At 69.9% G+C, this 26,720-nt stretch carries 18 protein-coding genes; 10 read left to right on the top strand and 8 right to left on the bottom strand.

The features are described from left to right. Positions 1-38: 38 nt before the first annotated feature. Together ACFHVL_RS08770 and ACFHVL_RS08765 are read right to left on the bottom strand one after the other, a co-directional pair. The gene (locus ACFHVL_RS08770; RefSeq protein WP_416626834.1) at positions 39-776 is read right to left on the bottom strand and encodes a methyltransferase domain-containing protein; all 738 of its coding nucleotides are present in this window, start codon (positions 774-776) and stop codon (positions 39-41) included. Positions 777-887: 111 nt separating this feature from the next. Then, complete coding sequence (locus ACFHVL_RS08765; RefSeq protein WP_416626833.1) at positions 888-1,076, bottom strand: DUF2795 domain-containing protein; 189 nt, start codon at positions 1,074-1,076, stop codon at positions 888-890. A gap of 205 nt (positions 1,077-1,281) precedes the next feature. Between ACFHVL_RS08765 and dnaK the strand changes: the two genes are divergently transcribed. Next, positions 1,282-3,105: a molecular chaperone DnaK gene (gene dnaK / locus ACFHVL_RS08760; protein ID WP_416626831.1), complete on the top strand. Its 1,824-nt coding sequence runs from the start codon at positions 1,282-1,284 to the stop codon at positions 3,103-3,105. Positions 3,106-3,160: 55 nt separating this feature from the next. On the opposite strand, the gene ACFHVL_RS08755 is transcribed toward dnaK, so the two are convergent. The 3 genes from ACFHVL_RS08755 to ACFHVL_RS08745 all read right to left on the bottom strand — a co-directional run bounded on the left by ACFHVL_RS08755 (position 3,161) and on the right by ACFHVL_RS08745 (position 7,944). Then, positions 3,161-4,429: a mechanosensitive ion channel family protein gene (locus tag ACFHVL_RS08755; protein WP_416626830.1), complete on the bottom strand. Its 1,269-nt coding sequence runs from the start codon at positions 4,427-4,429 to the stop codon at positions 3,161-3,163. A 77-nt stretch (positions 4,430-4,506) separates the two neighbouring features. Then, complete coding sequence (locus ACFHVL_RS08750; protein WP_416626829.1) at positions 4,507-5,187, bottom strand: BON domain-containing protein; 681 nt, start codon at positions 5,185-5,187, stop codon at positions 4,507-4,509. Between the two features lie 42 nt (positions 5,188-5,229). Beyond that, positions 5,230-7,944 carry a LuxR C-terminal-related transcriptional regulator gene (locus tag ACFHVL_RS08745; protein WP_416626827.1) on the bottom strand — a complete coding sequence of 905 codons (2,715 nt, stop codon included), beginning with the start codon at positions 7,942-7,944 and terminating at the stop codon, positions 5,230-5,232. 295 nt (positions 7,945-8,239) lie between these two features. On the opposite strand from ACFHVL_RS08745, the gene ACFHVL_RS08740 reads away from it, so the two are divergent. From ACFHVL_RS08740 to ACFHVL_RS08725, 4 genes are all read left to right on the top strand, one after another. Continuing rightward, positions 8,240-9,331: a glycosyltransferase family 4 protein gene (locus ACFHVL_RS08740; RefSeq protein WP_416626967.1), complete on the top strand. Its 1,092-nt coding sequence runs from the start codon at positions 8,240-8,242 to the stop codon at positions 9,329-9,331. A gap of 132 nt (positions 9,332-9,463) precedes the next feature. Further along, positions 9,464-11,224: a PP2C family protein-serine/threonine phosphatase gene (locus tag ACFHVL_RS08735; RefSeq protein WP_416626825.1), complete on the top strand. Its 1,761-nt coding sequence runs from the start codon at positions 9,464-9,466 to the stop codon at positions 11,222-11,224. Then, positions 11,224-12,264: a cobalamin B12-binding domain-containing protein gene (locus ACFHVL_RS08730; RefSeq protein ID WP_416626823.1), complete on the top strand. Its 1,041-nt coding sequence runs from the start codon at positions 11,224-11,226 to the stop codon at positions 12,262-12,264. The genes ACFHVL_RS08735 and ACFHVL_RS08730 overlap by 1 nt, the downstream gene beginning before the upstream one ends. Before the next feature lie 329 nt (positions 12,265-12,593). Further along, positions 12,594-15,083, top strand: coding sequence for a putative bifunctional diguanylate cyclase/phosphodiesterase (locus ACFHVL_RS08725; RefSeq protein WP_416626821.1), 2,490 nt, complete (start codon positions 12,594-12,596; stop codon positions 15,081-15,083). On the opposite strand, the gene ACFHVL_RS08720 is transcribed toward ACFHVL_RS08725, so the two are convergent. Further along, positions 15,084-15,530, bottom strand: a complete 447-nt coding sequence (locus ACFHVL_RS08720) for an OsmC family protein (protein ID WP_416626820.1) — start codon at positions 15,528-15,530, stop codon at positions 15,084-15,086. A gap of 371 nt (positions 15,531-15,901) precedes the next feature. Between ACFHVL_RS08720 and ACFHVL_RS08715 the strand changes: the two genes are divergently transcribed. From ACFHVL_RS08715 to ACFHVL_RS08695, 5 genes are all read left to right on the top strand, one after another. Then, positions 15,902-18,202 (top strand): HelD family protein, encoded by a 2,301-nt coding sequence (locus tag ACFHVL_RS08715; RefSeq protein ID WP_416626966.1) that lies wholly within the window; start codon positions 15,902-15,904, stop codon positions 18,200-18,202. 381 nt (positions 18,203-18,583) lie between these two features. Beyond that, the gene (locus ACFHVL_RS08710) at positions 18,584-18,733 is read left to right on the top strand and encodes a hypothetical protein (protein ID WP_326553752.1); all 150 of its coding nucleotides are present in this window, start codon (positions 18,584-18,586) and stop codon (positions 18,731-18,733) included. Positions 18,734-18,747: 14 nt separating this feature from the next. Further along, positions 18,748-20,190 (top strand): methyltransferase, encoded by a 1,443-nt coding sequence (locus tag ACFHVL_RS08705; RefSeq protein WP_416626819.1) that lies wholly within the window; start codon positions 18,748-18,750, stop codon positions 20,188-20,190. Next, on the top strand, positions 20,183-22,297 hold the full coding sequence (locus ACFHVL_RS08700; protein WP_416626817.1) for a sulfatase-like hydrolase/transferase: 2,115 nt from the start codon (positions 20,183-20,185) through the stop codon (positions 22,295-22,297). Before ACFHVL_RS08705 ends, ACFHVL_RS08700 begins: the two co-directional genes overlap by 8 nt. 164 nt (positions 22,298-22,461) lie before the next feature. Beyond that, positions 22,462-23,745, top strand: coding sequence for a citrate synthase (locus ACFHVL_RS08695; RefSeq protein ID WP_416626815.1), 1,284 nt, complete (start codon positions 22,462-22,464; stop codon positions 23,743-23,745). 99 nt (positions 23,746-23,844) lie between these two features. Here ACFHVL_RS08695 and glgB read toward each other — a convergent pair whose 3' ends face one another. Together glgB and ACFHVL_RS08685 are read right to left on the bottom strand one after the other, a co-directional pair. Further along, on the bottom strand, positions 23,845-25,821 hold the full coding sequence (glgB, locus tag ACFHVL_RS08690) for a 1,4-alpha-glucan branching protein GlgB (RefSeq protein ID WP_416626813.1): 1,977 nt from the start codon (positions 25,819-25,821) through the stop codon (positions 23,845-23,847). After that, positions 25,818-26,720, bottom strand: a 903-nt coding sequence (locus ACFHVL_RS08685; protein WP_416626811.1) for a glycosyltransferase family 4 protein, incomplete at its 5' end; no start/stop codon positions are given. The genes glgB and ACFHVL_RS08685, both read right to left, overlap by 4 nt.

Raw genomic sequence — 26,720 nt, 5'->3', positions numbered from 1 at the left:
CGGCCCGGTCGACGGCGTGTCGAGCGCCACCCGAGGTGCTAGTCGAAGAACCGCGCCAGGTGGCTGGCGTCCGGGGTCGGGTCAGTGGGCTGGCCGGCGACCAGATCCGCGAAGACGGTGGCACCGTCGCACGAGGCGTGCTGCGGGTGCCAACGCCCGGCCGGGGCCGGTTGCTGGCAGATCCCCTTGATCGTCTGCAGGTCGAAGAAGCGCAGATGGGTCGGGTCGGCGACCGCGTTGACATGTCGCCACCAGGGGGAGAGCACGTGCAACACGCCGCCCGGCCGCAGTACCCGGTGACACTCGTCGACCAGACGCAGGTAGTCGGTGAGGTGTTCCAGCACGTGGACCGCGAAGATCTGGTCGACCGAGTCGTCGCGTACCGGCAGCCCGTTGCGCAGGTCGGCCACGACGGCGACGGCCTTGCCCGGACGTTGGTCCAGGCCGATGTTGCCTGGATACTGCGGGCAGTCGCCACAGCCGATGTCCAGGATCACCGGGTCACGGCCGCCCACCCGAACCCGGTCCCAGACTCCGTGTACGCCGGCCAACCGACCGATGGCCACGCGTACCCGGCGCAACTGGTCGAGGTCGGCGACGTCGCCGGTCAGGTGGGCGACGCCGCCGTCGAACCGGACCTCGACATCGAGATCGCGCAGTCGGGGGTCGGCGGCCAGCAGATCGGCGGCAGTGGCCGTCAGGTAGCCGTCGTGCAGCCGGTGCCGGGTGCTGGAGAACTCCGCGTAGAACACCTGCCGCCGGTACCCGGTCGGCACCCGCCGAAACGTCGGCGGTCGGAGTATCTGCCGGCCGACGGCGGGTAGTCGCCCGCCGATCGGGGGCGATGATTGCCGGCTGAGTCCGGCGGGAACCGACCGCCGGCATCGTCAGCTCGGCTGACCCAGGGCGACGAGTAGCTGGTCGACGCTGCTGAACCGCTCCATGGGCAGTGCCCGCAGCGTCTGCAGCAACGAAGTCTCGGCGCCGAGTTCCTGGGCACGCCGGATCAGATCCTCCCGGGACAATGGAAAATCGAGGCCCGCGACGTAGTCGGGGAGCTGCAACGAGTCAGCCATGGCGGCAGGTATACCCACCGTCGGGCGGTCCACGCCCGACGGTGTCGGTGTTGGTTCACGCGCTGCCGGCTCCACGACGTAGTCCCCACCCGTGAACGGAAGTGCTCATTCCCGCTGGGTGAGCCGAGGTCACCCAGCGGGCGGCGACGATGGGGCCGACACCGGGGGCCGGACGAGGCTGACACCGGCACGAGGGGGAACGGTCATGCCGCGCGCAGTGGGAATAGACCTGGGCACCACCAACTCGGTCATCGCAGCGGTCTCCGGCGGACGTCCGACGGTCGTGCCGAACGCCGTCGGAGCCCGGACCACTCCGTCGGTGGTGGCCTTCACCGAAGCCGGCGCCCGACTGGTCGGTGACGCGGCCCGCCGACAGGCGGTCCTCAACCCGAAGGGGACGGTCCACTCGGCGAAGCGGTTCACCGGGCGACGCTACGACGAGGTCGGCCGGGAGGCGGCCGGAGTGCTGTTCGACGTGATCGGCGACGGGGGCATGGCCCGGTTCGACATCAAGGGCCGGCGGTACGCGCCAGAGGAAATCAGCGCACTGGTGCTGCGTAGTCTGGTCGACGACGCGGCGGCGGTGTTGGGCGAGCGGATCGATCAGGCGGTGGTGACCGTACCGGCGCACTTCGACGCAGCGCAGCGCACCGCCACCCGCGAGGCGGGCCGACTCGCCGGCCTACGGATTCTGCGGATCATCAACGAACCGACTGCTGCGGCCGTCGCCTACGGACTGCATCTGCGTCAGCCGCAGACGGTTCTGGTGGTGGACCTCGGTGGTGGCACCTTCGACGTCAGTGTGCTGGACGTCGGGGACGGTACGGTCGAGGTTCGCGCCGCCGCGGGCGACGCCCACCTGGGGGGCGACGACTTCGACCACCGCGTGGTGGAGCACCTGGTCGCCGGGTTCCACCGGGACCACGGGATCGACCTCGCCGTGGACGCGCAGACCCGCCAGCGGCTGATTGAGGCGGCGCAGCGGGCCAAGGAGGAGCTGTCGTCGGCGACTGAAGCTGAGGTGAATCTGCCGTTCGTCGCCTCCGATCCGGGGGAACCGAAGCATCTGCGCACCCTCGTCGACCGCAACTGTTTCGACGAACTCACCGCCGATCTGGTGGAGCGCTGCCGGGGACCGGTGGAACAGGCGATGCGTGATGCCCAGGTTCGTGCCGCGGACCTGGACCAGGTCCTGATGGTCGGTGGCGCGACCCGGATTCCGGCGGTACGGGATCTGCTGCGGCGACTCACCGATGGTCACCAGCCGCATCTGCTGATCAACGCGGACGAGGTGGTGGCGTTGGGCGCGGCGGTCCAGGCGGGACTGCTGACCGGGGCCGGCGCGGACGCCGATACCCGGACCCGGCTGCGGGACGTCACCTCGCTCGCGGTGGGTCTGCAGGCGCATGACGGGGCGATGGCCACCATCATCGAACGAAACACCGCCATCCCGGTACGTCGTACCCAGATCTTCTCCACCGCTGAGGACGACCAGGTGAGCGTGGACATCGTGGTGCGGCAGGGGCAGCGTAGCCGGGCGCAGGACAACCGGATACTGGGCCGGTTCCGACTTTCCGGCATCCGACCCGCGCCACGCGGAACACCGCGGATCGAGGTCACTGCCGAAACCGACGCGGACGGAATCATCACCATCTCGGCCCGGGACGCCGACAGCGGGTACAGCCGGTCGATCACCGTGACCGAGATCGTCGAGCCACCGTCGGTGCCTGACAGCCCGCTGGCGGCTGGCGGTCCGTCGCCGCGCGGCGCTCTGCCGGCGCGGCCGGCGGGTGAAGCCGCCGGGATCGACCCTGGCGACGAACTGCAGATGCTGGCGGAGCGGGTCGAGCGGGAACTGGCCGGTCCGACGGCGGTCGCGCCCGCTCACGAGCGGACCAGAGCGCAGCTGCTCGTCGACGACGCCCGCGGCGCGCTGCGCGAACAGGCGTCGGTGGAGCGTCTGTGGACCCTGTCCGCCGAGCTTCGGCAGGTCGCCGAGGCGTTCGCAGCCGCTGCGGATCACCGGTAGGCCCACCGGTACGCACATCTTTCGAGCGGTTCGTCAATCCGGTCGGGTCCGGTGGTCAGTCGCCGGCCCGGTCGCCGGCCGACAGATCGATCATGCGCTGCCGCCGGGCGGTCACCGTGTTGCCGAACTGCCGGCTGGCCGCCGTCCGGGCGGCCCGGCCGCGCGGGCCGGTGCCGCGGCTACTGCCCGGATCCGGGCCGCCGGCGCCGGGACGGCCCAGCCGGCCGGTCGGCGGCCGACCCGCTGACCCCGCGGGGTGCGGTGTGGTGGAAAACGGCTCTGCCTCCGTCGGCCCGGACAACTCGCTGCGGGCGCGGGGCAACCAGTCCGGATGGCGACGGCGGAGAAACTCGAACAGTCCCTCGCGCAGCTCACACCGTAGATCCCAGGAACTCGGCGCGTCGGCGGCCGAGGCGAGGATCCGGATACAGATCGTCGTCTCGGTCGCGTCCACCAACTGCACCACCCACTCCCGCCGGTCCCACAACGGTGACGCGTCGACGATCCGGTGCGCCTCGGCACGTAGCACGTCGATGTCGGCGGTGAAGTCTAGGTGCAGGATCACGCTGCCCAGCACCTGCGCTTCGTTGCGGGTCCAGTTCTGGAAGGGAGTGGTGGTGAAGTAGGAGGTGGGCAGGATCAGCCGGCGCTGGTCCCAGACCCGGACCACGACGTACGTGAGCCGGATCTCCTCGACCCTGCCCCACTCCTGCTCGACCACCACCACGTCGTCGAGGCGCAGCTCATCGCTGAACGCCAACTGCAGGCCGGCGAACACATGACCGAGTACCGACTGGGCGGCCAGACCGGCGACCACGCCGGCCACGCCGGCGGAGGCCAACAACGATGCCCCGAGTGCTCGAAGCTGGGAGAACGTCATCAGGGTCGCGGCCAGCGCGACGATGCTGATGATCACCGCGGTGAGCCGGCGGAGCAGACCGATCTGGGTACGGGCCCGGCGCCGCCGCCGGTTGTCGGTCATGTCCACCGGCAGCCGCCGGAACGCGGTGTCCTCGAAGACGAAGAGGATCCGGATCACCAGCCATGCGCCGCAGTAGATCAGCGCCAGCAGGAGGAGGTGCAGCACCTCGTCGCGCAGTTCGCCGGTGACCCCGCTGACCGGCACTGCCAGCAGCAGCCCGCCGACCAGTAGCGTGGCTCCCCAGGGTCGGTGGCACTCCCGGTGCAGGGTGGTGAGAAACGGTGCGTACCGTCCACGGGCCGCCAGCCTGGCACCCCACCCGGAGAGCCAGGTCAGTGCGATCGACCCGCCGACCATGGCGATCACCGCCACGATCGCTCGACCGACCTGTTCGTCCAACATCTTCCGGTCACCTCCGTCGGCCTGCCCGTCACGCTGCCGGGGTGGCCCTCACCCGCCGACCATCTGCCGGTGCCCGGTCAACGCTGCGGATCGACGGTGATCCGGTTCTCCACCGCGGTGACACCCGGAGCCGACCAGACGATTCGCTCCGCCTCCTCGCGCTCCAACCAGGACTGGACAACGCCCTTGACGATGACCTTTCCGCCGTCGGTGTCGACCGTGATCTGTCTCGCGTCGGTGGCCGCGCTGCGGACGAGCGCGTCGGAGATGCTGCGCCGCAGCTCGGGCGGGGACGGGTCGACCCGGGGGCGGACCGCGACCAGATTGGTCACCCCGCGGACCCCGGACAGTCGGCGTACCGCCCGCTCTGCGGCCCGGCGTTGAAACTCCCACTCCACCTCGCCCTTGAGGGTGACCCAGCCCTGGGCCACGGTCACCTCCAGCCTTTCGATCGGTACGAACGCGTCCCACTCCAATGCCCGGGTGGCGGCGCCGGCGACGTCGGCGTCGGTACGTTCAGCTGAACTGGGCAGGCGCACCTCGATGTCGTTGGCGACCGCAGTGACCCCGCGTACCCGGTGGGTGGTCCGCTCCGCCGCCCACTTCTTGCCGTAGTTGTCGACGGAGCCGAGCAGCGTCACCACCCCGTCCTGCACGGTCACGCCGATCTCGTTGGGCTGGACCCGGGCGTCCCACTTCAGCTCCTCCAGGACGTCGCGTTGGAGCTCTTCGTCGGTGCGTACCGTTGCGGCGGTCATCGTTCCTCCCGTGGCGTCCCGTCCCGGCCGCGTAGCCGGTGGTTAGAGCAGCCGCAGCTCGCGGGCCCTGCGTACCGCTTCGCGGCGGCGGGGTGCGCCGAGCTTCTGGTAGATGTTGCGTACGTGCGTCTTGACAGTGTTGACCGACAGGAACAACTCGGCGGCGATCTCACCGTTGGACAAGGTGCCCTGCAGGTACCGCAGGACGGTCAGTTCCCGTTCGGTGAGGGGTTCGGCGATCGCGGGTGCCGGGCGGTGCCGGTCGGCATGCCGTCGGCCGGCGGCGTCGACGAGGTCGTTGACGAAGCCGCGGTGTCGGGTGCCGGAGTCGAGATGCTCCACCAGCAGCTCCCGCACCGGTGTGCCACCGTGCCCGAACACCCGTCGGTGGCCGTCCGAGGCAGCCAGGTCGAGCACCTGTTCGAGCAGGTCCCGTGCGGTGCGTTGGTCGCCGAGCGCCCGAGTGGCCACCGCCTCGACCAGACCGGCGTCCAGCCGGTGCAGCCGCGTCGACAGTTCGTCGCGTGGTGGCGCCCAGCCGGGCATCTCGGCCAGGGCCGAGGCCGGCTCGCCGGCGAGCAGCCGTAGCCGGGCCAGCGCGATCCGTGCGGTCTGCCGGGTCGAGGTCGGCCCCTCGCCGACCAGGCCGGACAGCAGCTCCCGTGCCCCACCCAGGTCGCCGCACGCCATCCGGGTCTCTGCCAGTGCCAGCCGGCGCAGCTGGTCGTGATAGTTGACGGTCGGTCCGGTGTCGGCGTCGCCGAGCAGGTCGGCGACCGCGGCGAAGTCGCCCTCGGCGTGCCGGACGGCGGCCTGGACCATCGCGACCAGCCCGGTCACCGTGGCGGGGGTTCCCGGACCGGCCAACGTCTGTGCCCGATCGAGCTGCCGGGTGGCATCGGACAGGTCGTCACGGTGCAGGGCGACCAGGGCGAGCGCCAGGTGGGCCGCTGCGGCGTGGCTGGCGCACCGGCGCCCCGGACAGGCGGGCGGGGTCAGCGCCGTCCGCGCGGCCACACCGGCCCGGTCCAGATCACCGCGCCAGGCCTGCAGCAGCGCCAACTGTCCGGTGGCGAAGCGGATCGTGCAGCTGTGCCGGCTGTCGGCCATCGCCGGTACGGCGGACAGTGCTTCTTCCGCCCCCGGCAGATCGCCCAGCCCGAACCGGGCGGTGCCGAGCATGGCGAGCGCCACCGGGTGTCCGCGACCGGCCTCGCCCTGCCCGGTCGCCGCCGTGGCGGCGACCAGGTCCGTGGCGTACGCGGCCGCCGATTCGAAGCTTCCGTGGGCCAGTGCGATCGCCAGTGGTGCCACGATCACGGTGAGGTCTCGGCCGGCGGTGTGCGCCCCGGAGCGGGAAGGCGGTGCTTCGCCGACGCATGCTGGCTGCGCGGCGCCGATCGCGCCTGCGGGTGGGACGTCGATCTCCAACTGGTCGAGTGCCAACGACATGGCCAGCGCCGCAGGCGCGCGATCGAGGCTCGCGGGTAGTGTCGTGCGGCCGGCGTCCTGGTGCCCGCAGAGCAGCAGCTCCGGCCAGTAGGTGGTGGCCAGTTCGATGGCAGCGGCGGCGTCGCCTATCGCCAGCCCGTGGCGCAGCGCCGCGATCGGGCGGCCATGCGCGCGATACCACGCGTACGCCCGGCGGTGAAGTTCGGGCAGTTCGTCCGGATACCGGCGCCGCAACTCGGCGTACAGTGCGTCGGCGAGCATCTGGTGGCAGCGGTACCAGGCCGGTTCACCGTCGATGGCGACGATGAAGCCGGCGACGTGGCGGGCTGCGGCGGCCAACTGCTGCTCGCCGTCGTGACGGCCGGTCAACTCGTCGGCCAACGCCCCGCAGACCCGGTCGAGTACCGAGGCGCGGACGAGCGTCTCGTGGGCGGGCGTCTCCGGGTCGGGAACCACCTCGGCCCGTAGGTAGCCGGCGACGCCGGCGTCCGGATCGCTGGCCGGGAGCCGTTCGGCAGCCGGCTCCGCTCCGCTGGTCAACGCCAGGCTGGCCAACCTGACGCCGGCGGGCCAGCCCTCGGCGCGGGTGTGCAACTCCCGGATCCGTTCGATCGGGTGCTCCGGCACCTGCATCCGGACGAGCCGGATGCTTTCGCTCAACGTCAGCGCGAGTTCGGCGGCGCGGATCTCGGTCAGTTCACCGGTGAGCCGCAACCGGTGCAGGGCGATGGCCGGTGCGCTGCGTCCGGCGACGACGAGTCGTAGCTGTCCCTGAGAGTGCCGTAGCAGGAACTCGATTCCCCGGATCACCTCGGCGTCGGCGACGGTGTGGATGTCGTCGAGGACGACCAGTGCCGGTTCCGGCTGCGCCGCGATCGCCGCCGCCAGTCGGGGCAGGAACACCTCGGGTTCGGTCCGGCCCGGTTCGGGCGGGGCCGCGAGGTCCGGATGTCGGCGCGCGATCTCGGCGGTGAGCGCCGCGTGCAGGTAGCACCAGAAACGGGTGCCGTGGTCGCCTGGCTCCAACGTCAACCAGGCGGCGGTTCCGTTCGCCCGGCGGCCGGCGAACCAACCGGTGAGTAGCGTCGTCTTGCCCCAACCCGCCGGCGCGAGCAGCAGGGTGAGTGGGCCCTGCGTCCCGGAGTCGAGCCGAACCGCCAGTCGGGGCCGGTCGACCAGGTCGGCCGGCGGATCCGCAGGTGTGATCTTCGAAGCGAGCAACGGAACGGTCGTGCCACCAGCCGGGCCGGTCGGCCGGGGCGAATGCCGTTGGTCCGCCACGGTTTCCTGTCCGGCTGTGCGCATCCGCCACTCCTGTCGCCTGTCGGCCGCGCCGCTGGCGGGCCTGACTGGGGTGTGTGTCGCGGTGGCGTTCCCCGCCGTGCCCGGATCTAACGCGGCGGCCGTGCCGGAACCATCCTGGGGGAGCGACCGGCGCTCACCCCACCTGAGCCATCAGATCATGCGATATCTGTTTTTATCCCTGCCTAGCAGGGTAAGCCGTGCATATCCGGCCGTAGTGTCGGCTGAGCGCAGGGGGTGCGCCGTGAACGACGACCCGTCCACGCACACCGAACAGCAGAAGCCGTTGCGGATCGCGATGATCGTGCCGCCCTACTACGAACTGCCTCCGTCCGGGTACGGCGGCGTCGAACAGGTCTGCGCGGAGCTGGTTGACGCCCTGGTGGCCCGAGGCAACGAGGTGACCCTGTTCGGCGCTGGCAGCAAGACCGGGACGGCCGCCAACTTCGTCAGCACGGTTCGGGAACTCCAGTCCGACCGGCTCGGTCACTCACTGCCGGAACTCGTCCACCTGGCTCGGGCCGATCGGCTGATCGAGGACGACACCTTCGACGTCGTACACGACCACACAACCGTTGGCCCGCTCGCAGCGGCCCAGCGCAGGGTGCCGACCGTCGTCACCGTCCACAACTCGCCAGATGGTGAACTGGGCGAGTATCTGCGGGGCATCGACCGCGCGGTGGCTCTGGTGGCGATCTCGTATTCTCAGCGGCGGGTCGGTGCCGGTCTGCCGTGGGCGGCCACCGTGCACAACGGGCTGGCTACCGACGTCGAGAGCAAATTCGTCCCGTCCGACGGGCCGGTGCTGTGGCTGGGACGTTTCGCCTCGGACAAGGGCCCGGACCTGGCGATCGAGGCCTGCCGTGCCTCGGGGGTCGAACTGGTGCTCGCCGGTAAGGCGACCGAGCCATCGGAGCGGCGCTACCTCGACGAGACCGTCCGACCGATGCTCGGACCGGATGTGGAACTGCTCGTCAATCCGGGTCGGGCCCGCTGCTGGGAGTTGCTCCTCGCCGCGCGGTGCCTGCTCATGCCGATCCGGTGGGAGGAACCGTTCGGGATGGTGATGCTGGAGGCGATGGCGTGCGGCACCCCGGTGGTGGCCCTCAAGCGGGGCGCGGTGCCCGAGGTCGTGCGGCACGGCGTGACCGGGATGATCTGCGAAGACCCGGCCGAGCTTCCGGCGGCGATCGAACAGGTCCGGCAACTGGATCCGTACGTCTGCGCCGAGCACGTTCGGACGTCGTTCTCGCCGGACCTGATGGCCTCGCGCTACGAGCGGATCTATCACCGGTGGAAGCACGCGATGCCGCAGACCGAACTGCGGGCGCACGACGGACGGGTCAACCGGGCGGTGCCTGAACTTCTCCCCACCACCACTGGAAGTTGACCCGCCAGGATGAGGATTCCCGGGGTGGCACGAAGGTGGCGGTTCCCGGCTGGCCGCGTAGGGTGGGTGCGAGGAGTGACCTCGGTGCCGAGCCGAGGTCCTCGACCCGATTGAGGAGTGGAGCCTGGCCTGGTGAGCGCCACCGATGTCACGAACTCGGAGTCGGGCGACGGGCGGGTACCCACACCCGAGCAGGTGGCGGCGGCTCCCGGCCTCGCCACGCCGGAGGCACTCGACCACGGGCGCGGCGGCGTGCACGTCCCGTCCGCCGATTTCGAGATCAGCCAGGCCGCAGTGGACAACTTCCGCGAGGGTCTGGTGATCTGTGACGGCACCGCCGTGGTACGTCACGTGGATGCCACGGCCCGGGCCCTGCTTCCGGAACTGGTGGTCGGACAAGTCGTCGGGGCCAGTGGTATCGCCCGGATCGAGGAGGCGATGAGCGGTTCGGACCGTGGCGAGCTGACGCACCACGGACGCCTGTTGCGGTTGCGTCGGGTGCCACTGGAACGTGACCGCGTCGCCTGGTACGTCGAGGACGCCACCGACAGCACGGCACTGGCTGACGCACTGCTCGCCGAACGCGCGCGGTGGATGTTTCTCGCCACCGCCAGTCAACAGCTCGGCAACCCATTGCACGAGAACCGCGCAGCCCGAGCCGTGGTGCGCCTGGCCGTACCGACGCTCGGGGAGTTCGCGGTGCTGGTTGTCGCACCGCGCAGGGGTCGCAGCCGTTGGTGGCGGGCCGAAGGGTCGGGGAACGGGGCCAGGCCGCACATCGATGGTGGCGTACTCGCTGTCAGTGAGCTGCCGCCGGCTTTCACTGAGGCGCTAGGCGGCGTGGAGGCGACCTCGACGCACTGGTTGGCCGAACAGATGATTGACCTGGGCTGGCTGTCCGCGTCACAGGCCAGCGACGTTGCGATTCGGGTGGCGGGACTACCCGGTAGTACGCATCCGACCGGCGCGCTGCTCGTCGCCCGGTGGGGCGCGGGGGGGTTCGGCGAGGCCGACATGCATCTGCTCCGGGGCTTCGCTGCCCGTGCCGGGTCGGCACTGGACGCTGCGGTGCTCTACCGCGATCAGGCCGAAGTCGCCGAAACGCTGCAGGCGAGCCTGCTGCCGACGGCACCGGTCGTGGTTCCGGGTGTGCAGTGGGGGACGGCCTATCGGCCTGCGCAGTCGTCACTGCGAATCGGTGGAGACTTCTATGGCACGTTTGAACTTCCTGACCGCAACGTCCTGTTCTTTTTCGGTGACGTATCCGGCAAAGGGGTCGACGCGGCGGTCTTCACCGGTCAGGTGCGTCAGGGGCTGCAGGCGCTGCGCAACGTGGAAACCGATCCGAAGCGACTGCTGAGACTGCTCAACGAGTCGGTCGTGGAGACCACCCAGGCGCACGGCCAGGGCCGGTTCGCGACAATGGTGCTCGGGGTCGCGCGACCGGCCGGCAGCGGGGGGCTGACTCTGAAACTGGCCGGTGGTGGCCACCTGCCGCCGCTGGTTCTGCGCGGCGACGGCACCGTGGAGACGGTGCCCTTGAGTGGCATGTTGATCGGTGTGGTCGCCGATCCGCGCATCGGTCAACTTACCGTGGACCTTGCAGCCGGCGAGACCTGCCTGCTCTACAGCGACGGTGTCACCGAGGCCCGTGGCGGGCGCCATGGGAACGATCAGTACGGCCTGGACCGGCTCGGCGAGGCGTTGCGGGGCTGCCACCGGATGCCGGCGCCGGCATTGGCCGAGCGGGTGGAGCAGTTGACCGGCGACTGGCTTGCCGGTCGCGATCACGACGACATCGCTGTGCTCGCGATCCGGGCCGAGCCGTCGGTGCAGCGGCAGCGAGAGCGGCACCGGCCCGTGGTCGCCGATCCTGGCTCGGACGCCACGTAGTGTCGGCGGCACCATCCGCCACTGACGTTGGGCGTGCCTACCCGACCCTGCTCGGTTGTCTGGAAGCGGCTGACGCAATGGGCGCACTCGACCTGGCGCACGACCTGCTGGATGCGGGTGTCGGGGCAGAGTCCGTACTGCTGGACCTCGTGGCTCCGGCGCAGGTCCAGGTCGGCCGTTGGTGGCAGCGCAACGAGTGGTCCGTCGCCCAGGAACACGCGGCGACGCACATCAGCGAACTCGTCGTGGCCGCCGTCGCCGGGCGCGCCGCGCCGCGACCGTATCGGGGAAAGGTCATTGTCGCCTGCATAGACGGCGAATGGCATGCGTTGCCCGCCCGGCTGGTCGGCGAGGTGCTGAGGCTGCGTGGCTGGCAGGTAACCTTCCTCGGCGCGAGCGTGCCGGCGGTGCACCTGATGGCGTACCTGCGTCGCCATGACGCGGCGGCGTTGGCTCTGGCCTGTGCACTTCCGATGCGTCTGCCGCAGGCGCACCGGATGATTGAGGCCTGTCGTCGGGCGGACGTGCCGATCCTGGTCGGCGGACGTGGGTTCGGTCCGGGCGGTCGGTGGGCCCGTGCGCTCGGGGTGGCCTGGGCACCGGATGCCCGTGCCGCGGCGGACCTGCTCGCCGCGCCCGGAAGCGCCCTGTCCGAGGCACGCGGTCCGAGTACCGATGTCGGCGGCGAGGAGTACGTCGCTCTGGTGGGTCGTCGGGCCGATCTCATCGACGTGGCGTTGCAGGAGCTGCTTCGCCCTGGGGCAGGTACGGCCGGCTACACCAGCGCACAGTGGGACGCCACGACGGCTGACCTCGGCTATCTGGTGGACTTTCTCGCGGCGGCGGTCTATGTCGACGACGCCGACTTGTTCGTCGAGGCGGTGCAGTGGACGGTCGAGGTACTGGACGCCCGTGCGGTGACTTCTACCGGAGTGCTGCGGACTCTAAGTGCATTCTCTGAAACTCTGCGTGATTTCCCTCGGGCTCACCGCTTCCTTCAAGTCGGCCGGCGCGCTCTCAGGTATCCCGCATCGGGTTGATCCCGCCGTCCTGAGTCTGGTGGCGGCGGGGTGATGGGACTCCATCCGGGTCGACCGGTTGATCGCCTTCACCGATTGTTTCCTGAAACGGGCGCAAAGTAATTATCGCTATATTAATCGCGTACAGGCGCAAAAGACATTTAGCTATACCAACCGGCACTTAAGTCTTTTATCCTTCGGGTACATCCGTTGGGTTGAGGAGGTGGCGAGATGCGTGACAACGATTGGCTGTGATTCCGGACCTGTTGCATGGACGGTGAGTTATGGGACGCTAACGCGAGGCTCATGTGGATGGTGCTGTCCAAGCAGAAGGCGAGGCGGCGGCGGCGGTGCGTAACGATGATGTGGACCGGCGACTCGCGCCGATCGTCGGACTCGTCGTCTGCTGTGGCCTGGCGGCTCTGGCATGGGCGGTGTCGGCAATCGAGACACCGCCCGGCCTCGGCTCCCTGTATCACCCCCTGATCCTGGCCAGCCTGGTCGCAGTGGCAAGCGCGTGCACCGTACCGATCCGGATCAGAGCCCCCCAGGGCATCTCGCCGACGAGCGCGGCGGTGCTCGTGTCTGTCGCGGTCCTACCAGCCTCCTGGGTGGTCATCTGTACCGCGGTGGGTGTGTCGGCCGGCCGGTTCATCGCAGGGTCCGCGCCCGTCAAGGTCGGTTTCGCGACAGCCAAGGAGGCCGTCGGCGCACTCGGAGCCGCATTGGCCGCTGCCTGGATCGGGCTGACGCCGGCCCTCGGTACCACCAGCCACCTGACGTATTCCTGGACCACGACCGGGCTGGCGCTGTGTGCGGCGGCGGTGGCCTACGCGGTGGTGGACGAGACCCTGCCGGTGCCCGTCGTGGCGATATCCGACGGGACATCCTGGCAGCGGGTCGTCCGCCGAGGCGCTCGAATGCGCGCAGGGGTGAAGATCGCGACGTTGCTGCTCGCGATCGCCACCGTGGTCGTCGTCGCGATCGACGCGCGGCTGCTCGTGGCTACACCGATGGCGGTGCTGCTGCTGCACTCCAGCTACCGGCGTCGGCTGCACCTGGACGAGGAACGGTCGGCGTGGCGGCAGTTGGCCGAGACCACCGACGCTCTCAACAGTGTGGACCTCGACGCGGTCCTGCGCACAGCGCTGTCGGGCGCGGCCCGGTTGTTCGCCGCACGCCACGTCGAGATCGAGTTCCAGCACGGCCCGCGGCGCCGACTGGTCCGAGGCGATGAGCACGGCCTACGGTACGACGGATGCGTCGATTCCGTGGCGTCGGCGGCCAGCGGTGAATTGGTCTGTGTGCCATTGGGGCCGGCCAACAGTGATCAGGATGATCTGGGTGCGCTACGGCTGGTGCTCGCCACCGCCGTCCTGTCCGACCGGGAGCGCTACACGCTACGGACCTTCGGGGCGGCACTCAGCACAGCTATCCGCAACGCGATCGCCTACTCACAGGCCACCGAACTCGCCGCCCGCCACGAACACGACGCCACCCACGATCCATTGACAGGGCTGGCCAACCGGCGGTTTCTGCGGGAGCGGCTCGGCGCGGCGTTGGCTGACCGGCGTAGCCTGCCCCGTACCGCCCTGCTGCTGATCGACCTCGACCAGTTCAAGGAGATCAACGACACGCTCGGCCACTCCGCCGGCGATCAGGTGCTGGTCGAGGTCGGTAGACGCCTCGCGGCGGCGGCCGCCGACGACCTGGTCGCGCGTCTGGGCGGCGACGAGTTCGCCATCCTGCTGTCCGGGCACGCGGCGCCGGCGTTGGCCGAGCATCGCGCACGCCAGATCCTCCAGGTGCTGCGCGATCCGATGGAGTTGGACGGGATCCGGGTGAGCCTGCAGGCCAGCGCGGGCCTGGCCACCGCCAACGGCAACGCCAGCACCGAGGAACTGCTCCGCCGGGCGGACGTGGCGATGTATCAGGCCAAAGAGACCGGACGTGGACTGAACAGGTACGACCGCAGCCACGACACGGCGGACCCGGACCGGCTGGCGCTCGGTGGAGAGCTACCCGGTGCGCTCGCCGGACGTCGCTACCGTGTCGACTTCGACCCGGTCGTCGACCTGGGCAGCGGCGCGGCGATCGCGGCCGCGGCGGTGGTCCGACTCGGGCGCAACGACCTCGGTGACCAGCCGGCGGCACGGCTGCTGGGGCTGGTCGAGCGGTCCGGGTGGCTGGCCGAGTTCACCCGTGGCACGCTCGACCGCGCTCTGGCCGCAGCCCGGACCTGGCGCGCCGGCGGATTCGTCCTGCCGGTGGCAGTCGGGATATCAGCGCGTAGCCTGCTCGATCCGGCGTTTCCGGTCGAGGTCCGCCGCCAGTTGGCCAGCCACCAGGTGCCGGCGGACGCCTTGATAGTGGAGCTGACCGACACGATCGGGGTCGGTAGTCCGGACCTGGCGCTGCGCACTTTGCACCAGCTGCACGATGACGGCGTGCGGATCGCTTTCGCCTCGTTCGGCACCTCGAACGCACCGCTGTCCACGTTGTTGCGTATCCCGGTCCACCTGGTGACGGTGGATCACCAGGTGCTGGGTGAGGCTGACAACGCACCATCCGCGTTGCGGTCACTGGTCGGGCTTGGCCGCGACCTCGCCGACACCGTGGTCGCCAGCGGAGTGTCCACCCCGGCGCATCGTCGGACGCTGTGGGAACTGGGCTGTGCCGCAGGTCAGGGCGCCCTGTTCGGGCCGGCGGTCGGTGCCGATGGTCTGCTGAGGTCCCTTCGTCGGGGTTGTGACGGAAAGGTGGGGACCCTGGCCACCAGCCTGCATCCCGGAGCGAACATCGTGCGGATGCCTCGACTTCGACGTACCGGTTCGGGGTGATCAGCGCGGCGGTGCGGGCACCGGGGCCTCGTCGCTGCGCGCCGCCACCACGTTGACCGTGTGTCGGCTACCGTCCTGCCCACAGAACGGCCAGAGCAGATCAGCGCGGTGGGCCAGGGCGGAGAGCTGTTCCGCGCTGAGACCGCAGGAGGAGACGCTGGCCCGGACGTCGGCGCGGTACCGTCCATCCGGATCCCGCAGTAGCCTGGTCTCGGCCCGGACCTCGACCGTGTGCGATTCGTCGGTCAGGTCGGTCGCCGCTTCGACAGCGGCGTGGTGCAGGCAGGACGCGAAGGCCGCCGCGAGCAACTGCTCCGGAGTCAGACCACTGCCGTGTGGCGCCAGTGGTGATGAGAGCCGGCTGGAGAAATCGCCGTCGTCGGTTCGGACCCGGCCCGCTTCGGCGGTCGCCGACGCGCCGTGGATCCAGGTGTCTGAGTCGCCCATCGTGCTCCCTCCGCGTGCTGCGCGGAGGCGTGGTACCCGTCGTCCGGGTGGCGAAACGCCCGGGCGGATGGCGCCGACGACCACGGCCCGCAGGCCGGGCTGGCGGTAGGGTGCGCTGGCGGGGGCCAGCAGCTATCGTGGGTTTCGTGGCGTGATAGCGCACAAAAATTGGACGAACTTTAGTCATCAGATGGTCGGGTGGCTACCAAGCCGATGACGAAAGCCGTCTTTGTTGGGAACGTATCAAACAGGGGGCACACTTGTCAAGTGCGGTGGGCGCGCCGGACCGCGGCGACGTCGGCGGGACGCAACAGACCGTTGGCGACCCGGATCCGAGCGCCGAACTGGCTCATGAGCAGCGCTACGTGACCATGTTGCACGACCACCTGGACGTCCTGCGGGCTCAGGCACAGCAGCGCCTGGCGGCTGCCCTGCTGCAGACCGGTGGCACCCCACAGGCAAGATCCGAGCGGGAGAGCACGGTCGCCCTGCACAGCGACCGGATCGCCCAGTACGGCGCGGTGGAGAACGGACTCTGCTTCGGCAGACTCGACCTGACCGACGGCGTTCGGCGCTACGTCGGCCGGATCGGGTTGTTCGACGAGTCGGACGACTACGAGCCACTGCTGATCGACTGGCGGGCTCCCGCCGCCAGGCCGTTCTACCTGGCCACCGCCGCTGCGCCGGAAGGCGTCTGGCGACGTCGGCACATCCGCAGCCGCCTCCGGACGGTGACCGCGATCGACGACGAGGTGCTCGACCTGGAACTTGCCCGCGACCGGCCGGCCAGCGTGTTGACAGGGGAGGCGGCGCTGTTCGCCGCGATCACCGCCGGCCGGACCGGGCGGATGAAGGACATCGTCCAGACCATCCAGGCCGAGCAGGACGAGATCATCCGAGCACAGGTGGACGGTGTGCTCGTGGTGCAAGGAGGACCGGGTACGGGCAAGACCGCGGTCGCCCTGCACCGGGCGGCCTACCTGCTCTACACCCACCGGCGTGAGTTGTCCAGCAGGGGAGTGCTGGTCGTCGGGCCCAACGCGACGTTCCTGCGCTACATCGCGCAGGTACTGCCGTCGCTGGCCGAGACCGGGGTGTTGCTGCGTACCCCGGGAGAGCTGTTCCCCGGCGTACGGGCCACCCGGTCCGAGCCGGCTCGGACCGCTCAGCTCAAGGGCCGCGCGGAGATGGCCGACCTGGTCGCGACCGCGGTAGCCGACCGGCAGGAGGTGCCCGACGAACCGATCCTCGTCGAGTTCGACGGCCACCAACTCCGCCTGACTCCGCAGATCTGCGCGACCGCCCGCGACCACACCCGCCGATCCGGGCGGCTGCACAATCTGGCGCGCCCACTGTTCGACACCGAGATCGTGCACGCGCTCGCCGGCCAGATCGCCGAACAGATCGGCATCGACCCGTACGCCGACGACCCACTCGGTGGCGACGACGCGCCCGGCGACCCCCAGGTCCTCGCCGAGACGGACCTTGCGGAGATCCGCCGCGAACTGCGGGCGGATCCGGCGGTGCGGGCGGTGCTGGACCGGCTCTGGCCGGTACTGACTCCGCAACGCCTGCTGACGGAGCTGTACGCCTCGCCCGAGCGGCTCGCCGCCGCCGCGCCGCAACTCGCCGCGGCCGACCGGGACCTGCTCCATCGTGGCCCGGGCGGTGGCTGGACGCCGGCGGACGTGCCACTGCTCGACGAGGCGGCCGAGCTGCTCGGGGTCGACGACAGCGCGCAGCGGGCCTTGGCCGAGGCGAACCGTCGCCGCCGGCTGGAGTACGCGGAAGGCGCGCTCGACGTGCTTCGTGGGTCCGAGTCGATCGATGTCGAGGACGAGGCCGAACCGGAGATCCTCGGGGCGACCGACCTGCTCGATGCCGAGACGCTGGCGACCCGCCAGACGGCCGAGGACCACCGGACGGCCGCGGAGCGGGCCGCCGTGGACCGGCAGTGGTCTTTCGGCCACGTGGTGGTCGACGAGGCACAGGAGCTGTCGGCGATGACCTGGCGGTTGCTGATGCGGCGGTGCCCCAGCCGGTCGATGACGATCGTCGGCGACGTGGCCCAGACGGGGTCGCTCGCCGGCGCGGCGTCGTGGTGTCAACTTCTGCAGCCGTACGTCGCGGACCGGTGGCGGATGACCGAGTTGACGGTCAGTTACCGGACACCCGCCGAGATTCTCGCGGTCGCTTCGCGAGTGCTCATGGCCATCGATCCGCAGGCCCGTGTACCCCGGGCGGTCCGTGAGTCGGGTCGCCAGCCCTGGTGGGAACGGATCGACGCGCCGGACGGGCTCGCCGACCGGCTGGTGGAACTGGTCCGCCGGGAGGTGTCGGCGGTGGGCGACGGCCGCGCCGGGGTCATCGTGCCGGCCGGCTCTGCCGCCGACTTGGGCGAGGCGGTCCGCGCGGCGATCGGTCCGGTGGCCCTCGGCGAGCAACCGGACCTCGAAGCGACGGTGGTGGTGCTCACCGTTTCCCAGGCGAAGGGTCTCGAGTTCGACTCGGTGATTGTGGTCGATCCAGCGGCAATCGTGGCGGAGTCGCCGCGGGGCCTCAACGACCTGTACGTCGCTCTGACGCGGGCGACCGCGCGGCTCGGCGTGCTCTACCCGGGCGAGCTTCCGCCAGTACTCGGGTCGGCGGCCGATCCCCCCTCGCCGCGGTAGCGGTGAGGTGCGACATGTGATCCAGCCTCGTCGGGGCCGGTCGAGCTGGCGGGTCCGCTCGACCGGAGCCCGTAGGTTCGCTGGCCGTTGTCGAACTGTTACTTGGCGGTGCGGTGGTGGGTTCGTCGGCCGCCTACCCGAAAAATGGGGCATAGAGCGCAAAAATTCGACTTGTCAGTGCTGATGCCGCGATCCGCCCTCCCAAGTTGTCGGTGGGGCTGAGGGTGCCGGTGCGACGCCCGGCGTAGGGTGGTGGACGGCAGCTGTCCGTGAGATGACTCGCCGGCCAACGTATGGTGACGCCGGCACCGGTCGCGACCACCGAGATCTGCTGCTCGGACCTGTTGCACGAACTTCGACACAGTTGGGAGGTGGCCTGGCATGACGGACTTGGCCTACCTGGACGCCGGATCCGGCAGCCTGATCGTTCAGGCACTGGTGGCCGGCACAGCCGGCGTGGTCGTCGCGACGAAGCTGTACTGGCGTCGGCTGACCAGCCGGTTCCGCAAGCAGCCCACCAAGAAGGACTGAGCGGCTCCGTACCGATGATCTCCGAAACGCCTACCTCGGTCACGCGCGACGAACCCGGCTCGTTCCGGGACCCGGACAATCAGGTCTTCTACGCTGACGGTGCCGTCCTTCGTGGGCTGGGGCCGCAGGCCGCGAAGGACTGGTCGACCGTCTCGGGTAGTTCGTTCCTGCCGCCGTTGCTCGCTGCCGGAAAGGTGATCGGCACCGAACTCGCCACACCACACACCCTGCCGGCGACGGTGACCGGGCGCTGGACAACGGTGCTGCGGCACGACCGGGTCCCCTTCGTGTCCTACCCGTACGAGTGGTCGTTCGCGATGTTGCGCGACGCGGCCCGGCTGCATCTGGAGATCCTGCAGGACGCGCTCGCCGACGGGATCACGATGACCGACGGTTCGGCGTACAACCTCCAGTGGCGGGGTGCGGATCCGGTCTTCATCGATGTCGGGTCGTTTCGACCCGGCACCGACGGTGAGCCCTGGGCCGGCTACCGGCAGTTCTGCCAGACGATGCTCTACCCCCTGATGCTCCAGGCGCACCTGGGGTTGGACTTCCAACCGTTCCTGCGGGCGCGTATCGACGGCATCGAGTCGAGTCAGATGCGTCGGATGTTCGGTGGCGCGCGGCGGTGGCGGGCAGGTGTGTTCAAACACGTACACCTGCACGACGCGATGCAGGCCCGGCACGCCGGAGCGAGCACGGGAGCGGTCCGGGAGGAGATCCGCAACGCCGGCTTCTCGGCCGAGCTCGTGCAGGCGACGGTCCGGGCGGTGGCCCGGCTGGTCGAGCGGCTGGACTGGGCGCCACCGCGCAGCCACTGGGTCAACTACCAGCAGACCTGTACGTACTCGGACGCCGATCGGACGGCCAAGACCGCCTTCGTCGACAGCGAGCTTGCCCAACGGCATCCCGCGACCGTGTTCGACCTCGGCGCGAACGACGGCACCTACTCCCGGATCGCCGCGGCGCATGCTGACTACGTGGTTGCCGTCGAGAGCGACCCGGCCGTGGTCGACGATCTCTACCGCAGACTGCGGGCCGACGGGGAGCGCCGGATCCTGCCGATCCTGATGGATCTGGCCGATCCGTCGCCCGGTGGCGGCTGGGCCGGCGACGAGCGCACGTCGTTCCTGACCCGGGCGAAAGCAGACTCCGTGCTGGCCCTTGCGGTCATCCACCATCTGGCGATCGGGCGCAACGTGCCGTTGCCGCGGATCCTCGACTGGTTGACCGCCATGCTGCCGGCGGGCGGTGGTCAGGGGCACCTGGTCATCGAGTTCGTGCATCCCGACGACCCGATGGCCCGGCAGTTGCTGGCGAACAAGCCGGCTGGGCTGTTCCCGGACTACCAGCGCGCGGAGTTCGAACGGCTGCTCGCCGAGCGGTACGAGATCACCCGACGGGAGGAGCTGCCGTCGGGGACCAGGACCCTGTACGCCGGGGTACCCCGTGGCTGAGGCCGCACCCGCACCTGCACCCGCTGCCGACACCGGCCCTGGCCCGGAGCCGACGGTTGAATCCGCACCGTCGCGCGGGCGCTCGGAGTCGGGCCGGCTGCTGGAGATCGTCGCGCTCTGTGGCCTGGTCGTGGCGCAGCCCCTGCTCGACGTGGTGGGTCGGAGTCCGGACTTCTTCCTGTTCCACGGCGCCACGACGGCGGAGATCCTGCTGCTGGTAGCGATCTACACGGTCCTGCCGCCGCTGGCCTGCTGGCTGCCCGGGCTGTTGGCGGGGCTCGCCGGCTCAGCCGCTCGCCGGGTAGCCCACCTGGTCACCGTGGGCCTGCTGCTGGTGGCTCTCGCGATTCAGGTGGGCAAGTACCTGCTGCCGGTGCGGGGTCTACTGCTGCTCGCGCTCGCGGTGGCGATGGGTGCGCTGGCCACCTGGGCGTACCGGCGGTGGTCCGGCATCGGGCAGCTGTTGCGGCTGGCCTCGGTCGGACCGGTGGTCTTCGTGGCGTTGTTCGTGTTCGCCTCGCCCGCCTCGGCCGTCGTCCTCGCCACCGAGCGGGAAAGCTCCGGCCCGGGGGCGGCGTCCGGCGATCACCCGCCGGTGGTGGTGTTGATCCTCGACGAGCTGCCGCTGGTGTCGCTGCTCGGCCCGGACGGGCAGATCGACGCCGAGCAATACCCGAACTTTGCGGAGCTGGCGGCCGGGTCGACCTGGTACCGCAACTCCACCGCGGTCAGCGGTTGGACTCCGTATGCGCTGCCGGCGATGCTGACCGGCCGCTACCCGCAACATGAGATCGCCCCGCACTACTCCCAGCACCCGGACAACCTGTTCAGCGCGCTCGGCGGCACGTACCAGATCAAAGCACAGGAGAGCATCACCGAGCTCTGCCCACCCAGCCGCTGTGCGGCGACCACCGGCGCACCGGTGGCGGCGATGCCGGTGCTGCTGCGGGAGACCGGGGCGCTGCTGGGGCAGATCCTGTCACCGGTTGAGAGCCATGACGATCCGACGGCGAGTTTCCGGGAGCCGACCGCCGGTGACGCCGGACTCACCGGCGCCGGCCCGACCCTGGGCGACGCGCCGACCGATCCGAAGTTCCGGTTCCACACCCTCAACGACAACCAACCGGCGCGGTTCACCACGTTCATCGACGGCCTGTCAGCCGCCGATGCGGAGCCGACGGTGCACTTTCTCCACCTGCTGATGCCGCACGCGCCGTGGAGCTACCTGCCCTCAGGTGTGCGGTACGACGCTCCCGAGGACTTTCCCAACGAGGGTGAGGGCTGGATCCAGCTGGCCCGCCAGCGGCATCTCGCCCAGCTCGGCTATACCGACGGGCTGATCGGTCAGACCCTGGACGCTCTGCGGTCCAGCGGCCGATACGACGACGCCCTGCTGGTCGTGACCGCCGACCACGGAGTGAGCTTCACCCTGGGGGAGCAGGGGCGGGGCATGGGCGCGGTGCGAGCGGCACCGGCCGAGGTGCTCTGGGTGCCGACCTTCGTCAAGGAACCGGGCCAGCGTACGGGCAGGATCGACGACCAGAACTGGGAGCATGTCGACCTGCTACCGACCATCGCCCACCACGCTGGCGTGGAGCTGCCGTTCGAGGTCGACGGCCGCTGCGGGACCTGCCCGGTACGCCAGCGCGCCGACAAGGAGTTCCGCGACGTGCCCGGCGAACCGGTGGCCGTGCCCGGCCCGGCGACGTTCGAGGCGCTGACGACCGGTCAGGCCGGTCCACCGGCACCGGCGCCGCTTCTTCCCGCGTTGGTCGGCCGGTCGGTCGACGAGTTGTCGGTCACCGACGACGGGGTGCGGGCCAACGTCGTCAACGCCGCAGACTACGCCGGAGTCGATCCGGCTGCGGGTGAGCTGCCGATGCTGGCGTACGGGGACCTGCCGGCGGTGGTGCGCGACGGTGTTCCGATCGCCGTGGCGCTCAACGGCGAGATCGCGGCGGTGGTGCCGGCGCTCGCGCCGGATGCCAAGGGCCGGCGGTTCGCGGCGCTGATCGAGGACGAGTCGCTGTTCCGGGCCGGCACCAACCGCTTGGAGCTCTTCGAGGTGGTCGACGGCGGGAACGCGCTGCTCCGTCGATCGCCCTGACCTCTGGGATGTCTGTCCGGCTTAGTGCCTTCTGTGTGTTTCGCGTGCCTTGAACGGGTGACGCATCCCTCACCCTTGCCCTGTCCCTGTGGCAGCACGGTGCCGCACGATTACGGTGAAAGTGAGGCACTCGACGAAGATCTGCCGGCGAAGCGAGGGACCATATGACGGATGTGAAGCTCGACCATCCCGGTGGCCAACTATCGATGCCGGTGCAGCCGGCAGTCGAAGGGCCACCCGGCATCGAGATCGGCGCGCTACTGAAGGACACCGGTCACGTCACTTTCGACCCGGGGTACGTCAACACCGCATCGTGCGCGTCGGCGATCACCTACATCGACGGCGACGCCGGGATCCTGCGCTACCGTGGCTATCCGATCGATCAGCTGGCGGGCAAGGCATCCTTCCTCGAGGTCAGCTACCTGTTGATCTACGGGGAACTACCGACCACCGCCCAACTGGCCGAGTTCAGCGGCCGGGTCCGGCTGCACACCCTGCTGCACGAGGAGATGCGTCGGTTCTTCGACGGCTTCCCGCGCGACGCACATCCCATGGCGGTGCTCTCCTCGGCGGTCAGCGCGCTGTCGACCTTCTACCAGGACAGCCTGGACCCGTTCGACTCCGACCACGTGGAGATCTCGACGGTCCGGCTGATGGCGAAGGTGCCGACCATCGCTTCGTACGCCTACAAGAAGTCGATCGGACAGCCGCTGCTGTACCCCGACAATTCCCTGGGCTACGTCGAGAACTTCCTGCGTATGACGTTCGGGGTCCCGGCGGCGCAGTACGAGGTCGACCCGGTCGTCGCCCAGGTACTGGACATGCTTCTGGTGCTGCACGCCGACCACGAGCAGAACTGCTCGGCCTCCACGGTACGGCTGGTGGGTTCCAGCAATGCGAACCTGTTCGCATCGGTGTCGGCTGGGGTCAACGCCTTGTTCGGCCCGCTGCATGGCGGTGCCAACCAGGCGGTCCTGGAGATGCTCCAGGACATCGACACTTCAGACGGCGACGTGCATGAGTTCGTCCGCCGGGTGAAGAACAAGGAACGCGGCGTCAAGCTGATGGGCTTCGGGCATCGCGTGTACAAGAACTACGACCCGCGGGCCGCGATCGTCAAGCAGGCGGCACAGGACATTCTGGGTCGGCTCGACAAGCCGGACCCGCTGCTCGACATCGCCATGCAGCTGGAGGAGATCGCCCTCGGCGACGACTTCTTCGTGTCGCGCAAGCTCTACCCCAACGTGGACTTCTACACCGGCCTGATCTACAAGGCCATGGGCTTCCCGCCGAAGATGTTCACCGTACTGTTCGCGCTGGGGCGGCTGCCCGGCTGGATCGCCCAGTGGCGGGAGATGATCGCCGACCCGAGCAACAAGATCGGTCGGCCCCGGCAGTTGTACATCGGACCGGGCGAACGCGGATTCGTCCCGATCGACCAGCGCTGACGGTCCGACCCACGGCGAAGGCGACGTCCCCGGCGTCGAACCGTCCCAGCCGGGGACATTCGCCCGGCCGGCCGGTGGACGTCGGCCCGCCGGCCGGGATCAGCTGATCTGCCGGCCTTCGTCCGGCCTCGGGGCCGTTTCCGCCACCGCGTCTGTTCGTGGTGTCATGCTGGTCTTCGCCGCCTGGCTCGTCCGCGCCGTCTCGGGCGCGAGCCAGACCGCCGCGAACGGCCCCACCTGGACCGTGGCGGACGCCGGCTGTCCGTGCAACGGCGGGCCGTCGGCCAGTACGACGCCCATGTTGCCGACGTTCGACCCGCCGTAGTGCCGCGCATCGGTGTTGACCACCTCGCGCCAGCGTCCGGGCGTGGGTAGCCCGACCGGGTGGCCGTGCCGGGGCGTACCGGAGAAGTTGACGACACAGGCCAGGACGCCGCCGTCCGCGGCATACCGCAGAAACGACACGAGGTTGGCGGCCCGATCGGTGTGGTCGATCCAGCGGAACCCCGCCGGGACCACGTCCTGCTCCCACAGCGCGGGGCAGCCCCGGTAGACCGTGTTCAGGTCGCGCAGCAGTGCGCGTACCCCGTCGACCGCCGGATCAGCGGCCAACGACCAGTCCAACCCACGTTGCTCGCTCCACTCCTGCTCGTCGGCGAGTTCGCTGCCCATGAAGAGCAGCTGTTTGCCGGGGAACGCCCACATGTAGGCGAGCAGGCCGCGCAGCCCGGCCAACCGTTGCCAGCGGTCGCCGGGCAACTTGGCGGTCAGCGAACCCTTGCCGTGGACCACCTCGTCGTGGCTGATCGGCAGCAGGAACTGTTCGGTGTGTGCGTACGACGCCGGCCAGGTCAGCTCGTCGTGGTGGTGGCTGCGGTGTACCGGGTCCCTAGCCAGGTAGCTCAGCGTGTCGTGCATCCAGCCCATGTTCCACTTCAGGCCGAAGCCGAGCCCGTCCCAGTCGGTCGGTCGGGTCACGCCGGGCCAGGCAGTGGACTCCTCGGCGATCATCACGGTGCCGGGATGCAACCGGTACGCCGTGGCGTTCAGCTCCTTGATCAGCTCGATCGCCTCGTGGTGGGCGTTACCGCCCTCGTCGTTGGGCAGCCACTGCCCCGGACCTCGCGAATAGTCCAGGTACAGCATCGAGGCGACCGCGTCGACCCGTAGCCCGTCGATGTGGAACTCGTCCAACCAGTACAGCGCGTTGGCGACCAGGAAGTTGCGGACCTCCCGCCGACCGTAGTCGAAGATCAGACTGCCCCAGTCCGGGTGCTCGCCGCGGCGTGGATCGGGATGTTCGTACAGCGGTGTGCCGTCGAAGCGGGCCAGCGCCCAGGCGTCGCGGGGAAAGTGCGCCGGCACCCAGTCCAGCAGTACGCCGATGCCGGCCTGGTGCAGGCGGTCCACCAGGTGGCGGAAGTCGTCGGGCGTACCGAACCGCGACGTGGGTGCGTAGTAGCCGGTCACCTGGTAGCCCCAGGATCCGCCGAACGGATGCTCCATCACCGGCATGAACTCGACGTGGGTGAATCCCAGGTCGGTGACGTAGCCGACGAGCTGGTCGGCGAGCTCCCGGTAGCCGAGGCCGGGCCGCCAGGAACCGAGGTGTACCTCGTAGACGGCCATCGGACGGGCGTGGTGGTCACCGCGCCGGGCCGCCATCCAGTCCGCGTCCTGCCATACGTAGCCGGACTGGTACACCACCGAGGCGGTCCTGGGTGGTACCTCGGTGGCGTTCGCCATCGGATCCGCCCGGTCCGACCAGGAGCCGTCCGCAGCCTGCACGCGGTACTTGTACCGCTGTCCGGCCACCATCCCGGAAACGAAGCCCGCCCAGACGCCGCCGGACCCGAGCCGGTCCAGTTCCTGCCCTTCGTACGGACCCCAACCGGGTCCGTCGCCGATCACCCGGACCCGCCGGGCGTTCGGTGCCCACACCGCGAACCGGCATCCGCCAGGTTGCGGGTGGGCACCGAGCATCCGCCACAGCTGTTCGTGGCGCCCTTCGGCGAACAGGTACAGGTCGAAGTCGCCGATCGTCTCGGTCAGGGCAGCCTCCCGGGTAGCGGTCATCTGCTCCCCGCGCCGGCGAGGAGGTTTCCGTCCGGGATGACGATAGTGGCCCGGCCCTGCGCCATCCGGGCGGCCGCCCGTTCGGTGTCGAACGCAGAGGCGTGGCTGATGGCGGCGGAGTAGGTCGCGACGGTCCGGTGCGCGATCGCCGACCAGCCGTACTGGTCGTGCACCATCCGTCGGGCACGTCGGGCGATCTGCCGGGCGAGTGAGGTGTCGGCCAGCAGCGCACCGACCGCGTCGGCGAGGCTTTCCGGATCCTTGGGCTGGAAGGTCATCCCGGTGACACCGGGGTCGACGATCTCGGCGAGCCCACCGGTCGCGGCGACCGCCAGCGGGGCGCCGGCCGCCGCACCTTCGAGAGCGACCATGCCGAACGGCTCGTAGATGCTGGGTACGGCGAAGCAGTCCGACGCGGCCATCAACGCGGGCAGGTCGGTGCCGCCGAGGAAGCCGGGCAGGGTGACGGCGTCACGCAGCCCGAGGCGGTCGATGACCGCCTCGAGTTCGCCGCGGTACGGACCGTCGCCAGCGACCACCAGGCGCAGCCCGGGGTGCTGCTGACGCAGCCGCGGCAGGGCGGCGATCAGGTGCTGGACGCCCTTCTCGTAGACCAGCCGCCCGACGAAGGAGACGAGCGGTCCGTCGCCGGCGAAGCGTGCCCGGGCGGCGGCGACCGCGTCGGTCGGCACCTGCCAACGGCCGGCATCCACGCCGTTGGCCACGACGTCCACCCGGTCCGCCCGTACCCCGAACAGGTCGATCACCTCGTCACGCATGTAGCCGGAGCAGGTGATCACCCTGCCGGACTCGTGGCCGAGCCAGTGTTCGATGGAGTGGATGGACTTGTTCATCTCTTCGGGGAGCCAGCCCTGGTGGCGGCCGGCCTCGGTGGCGTG

The sequence above is a fragment of the Micromonospora sp. LOL_023 genome, assembly GCF_048060115.1.
In the GTDB taxonomy this organism is placed as follows: domain Bacteria; phylum Actinomycetota; class Actinomycetes; order Mycobacteriales; family Micromonosporaceae; genus Micromonospora_E.
The sequence above is the reverse complement of the archived record's forward strand: the minus strand, read 5'-3'. Positions and strand labels throughout refer to the sequence as shown.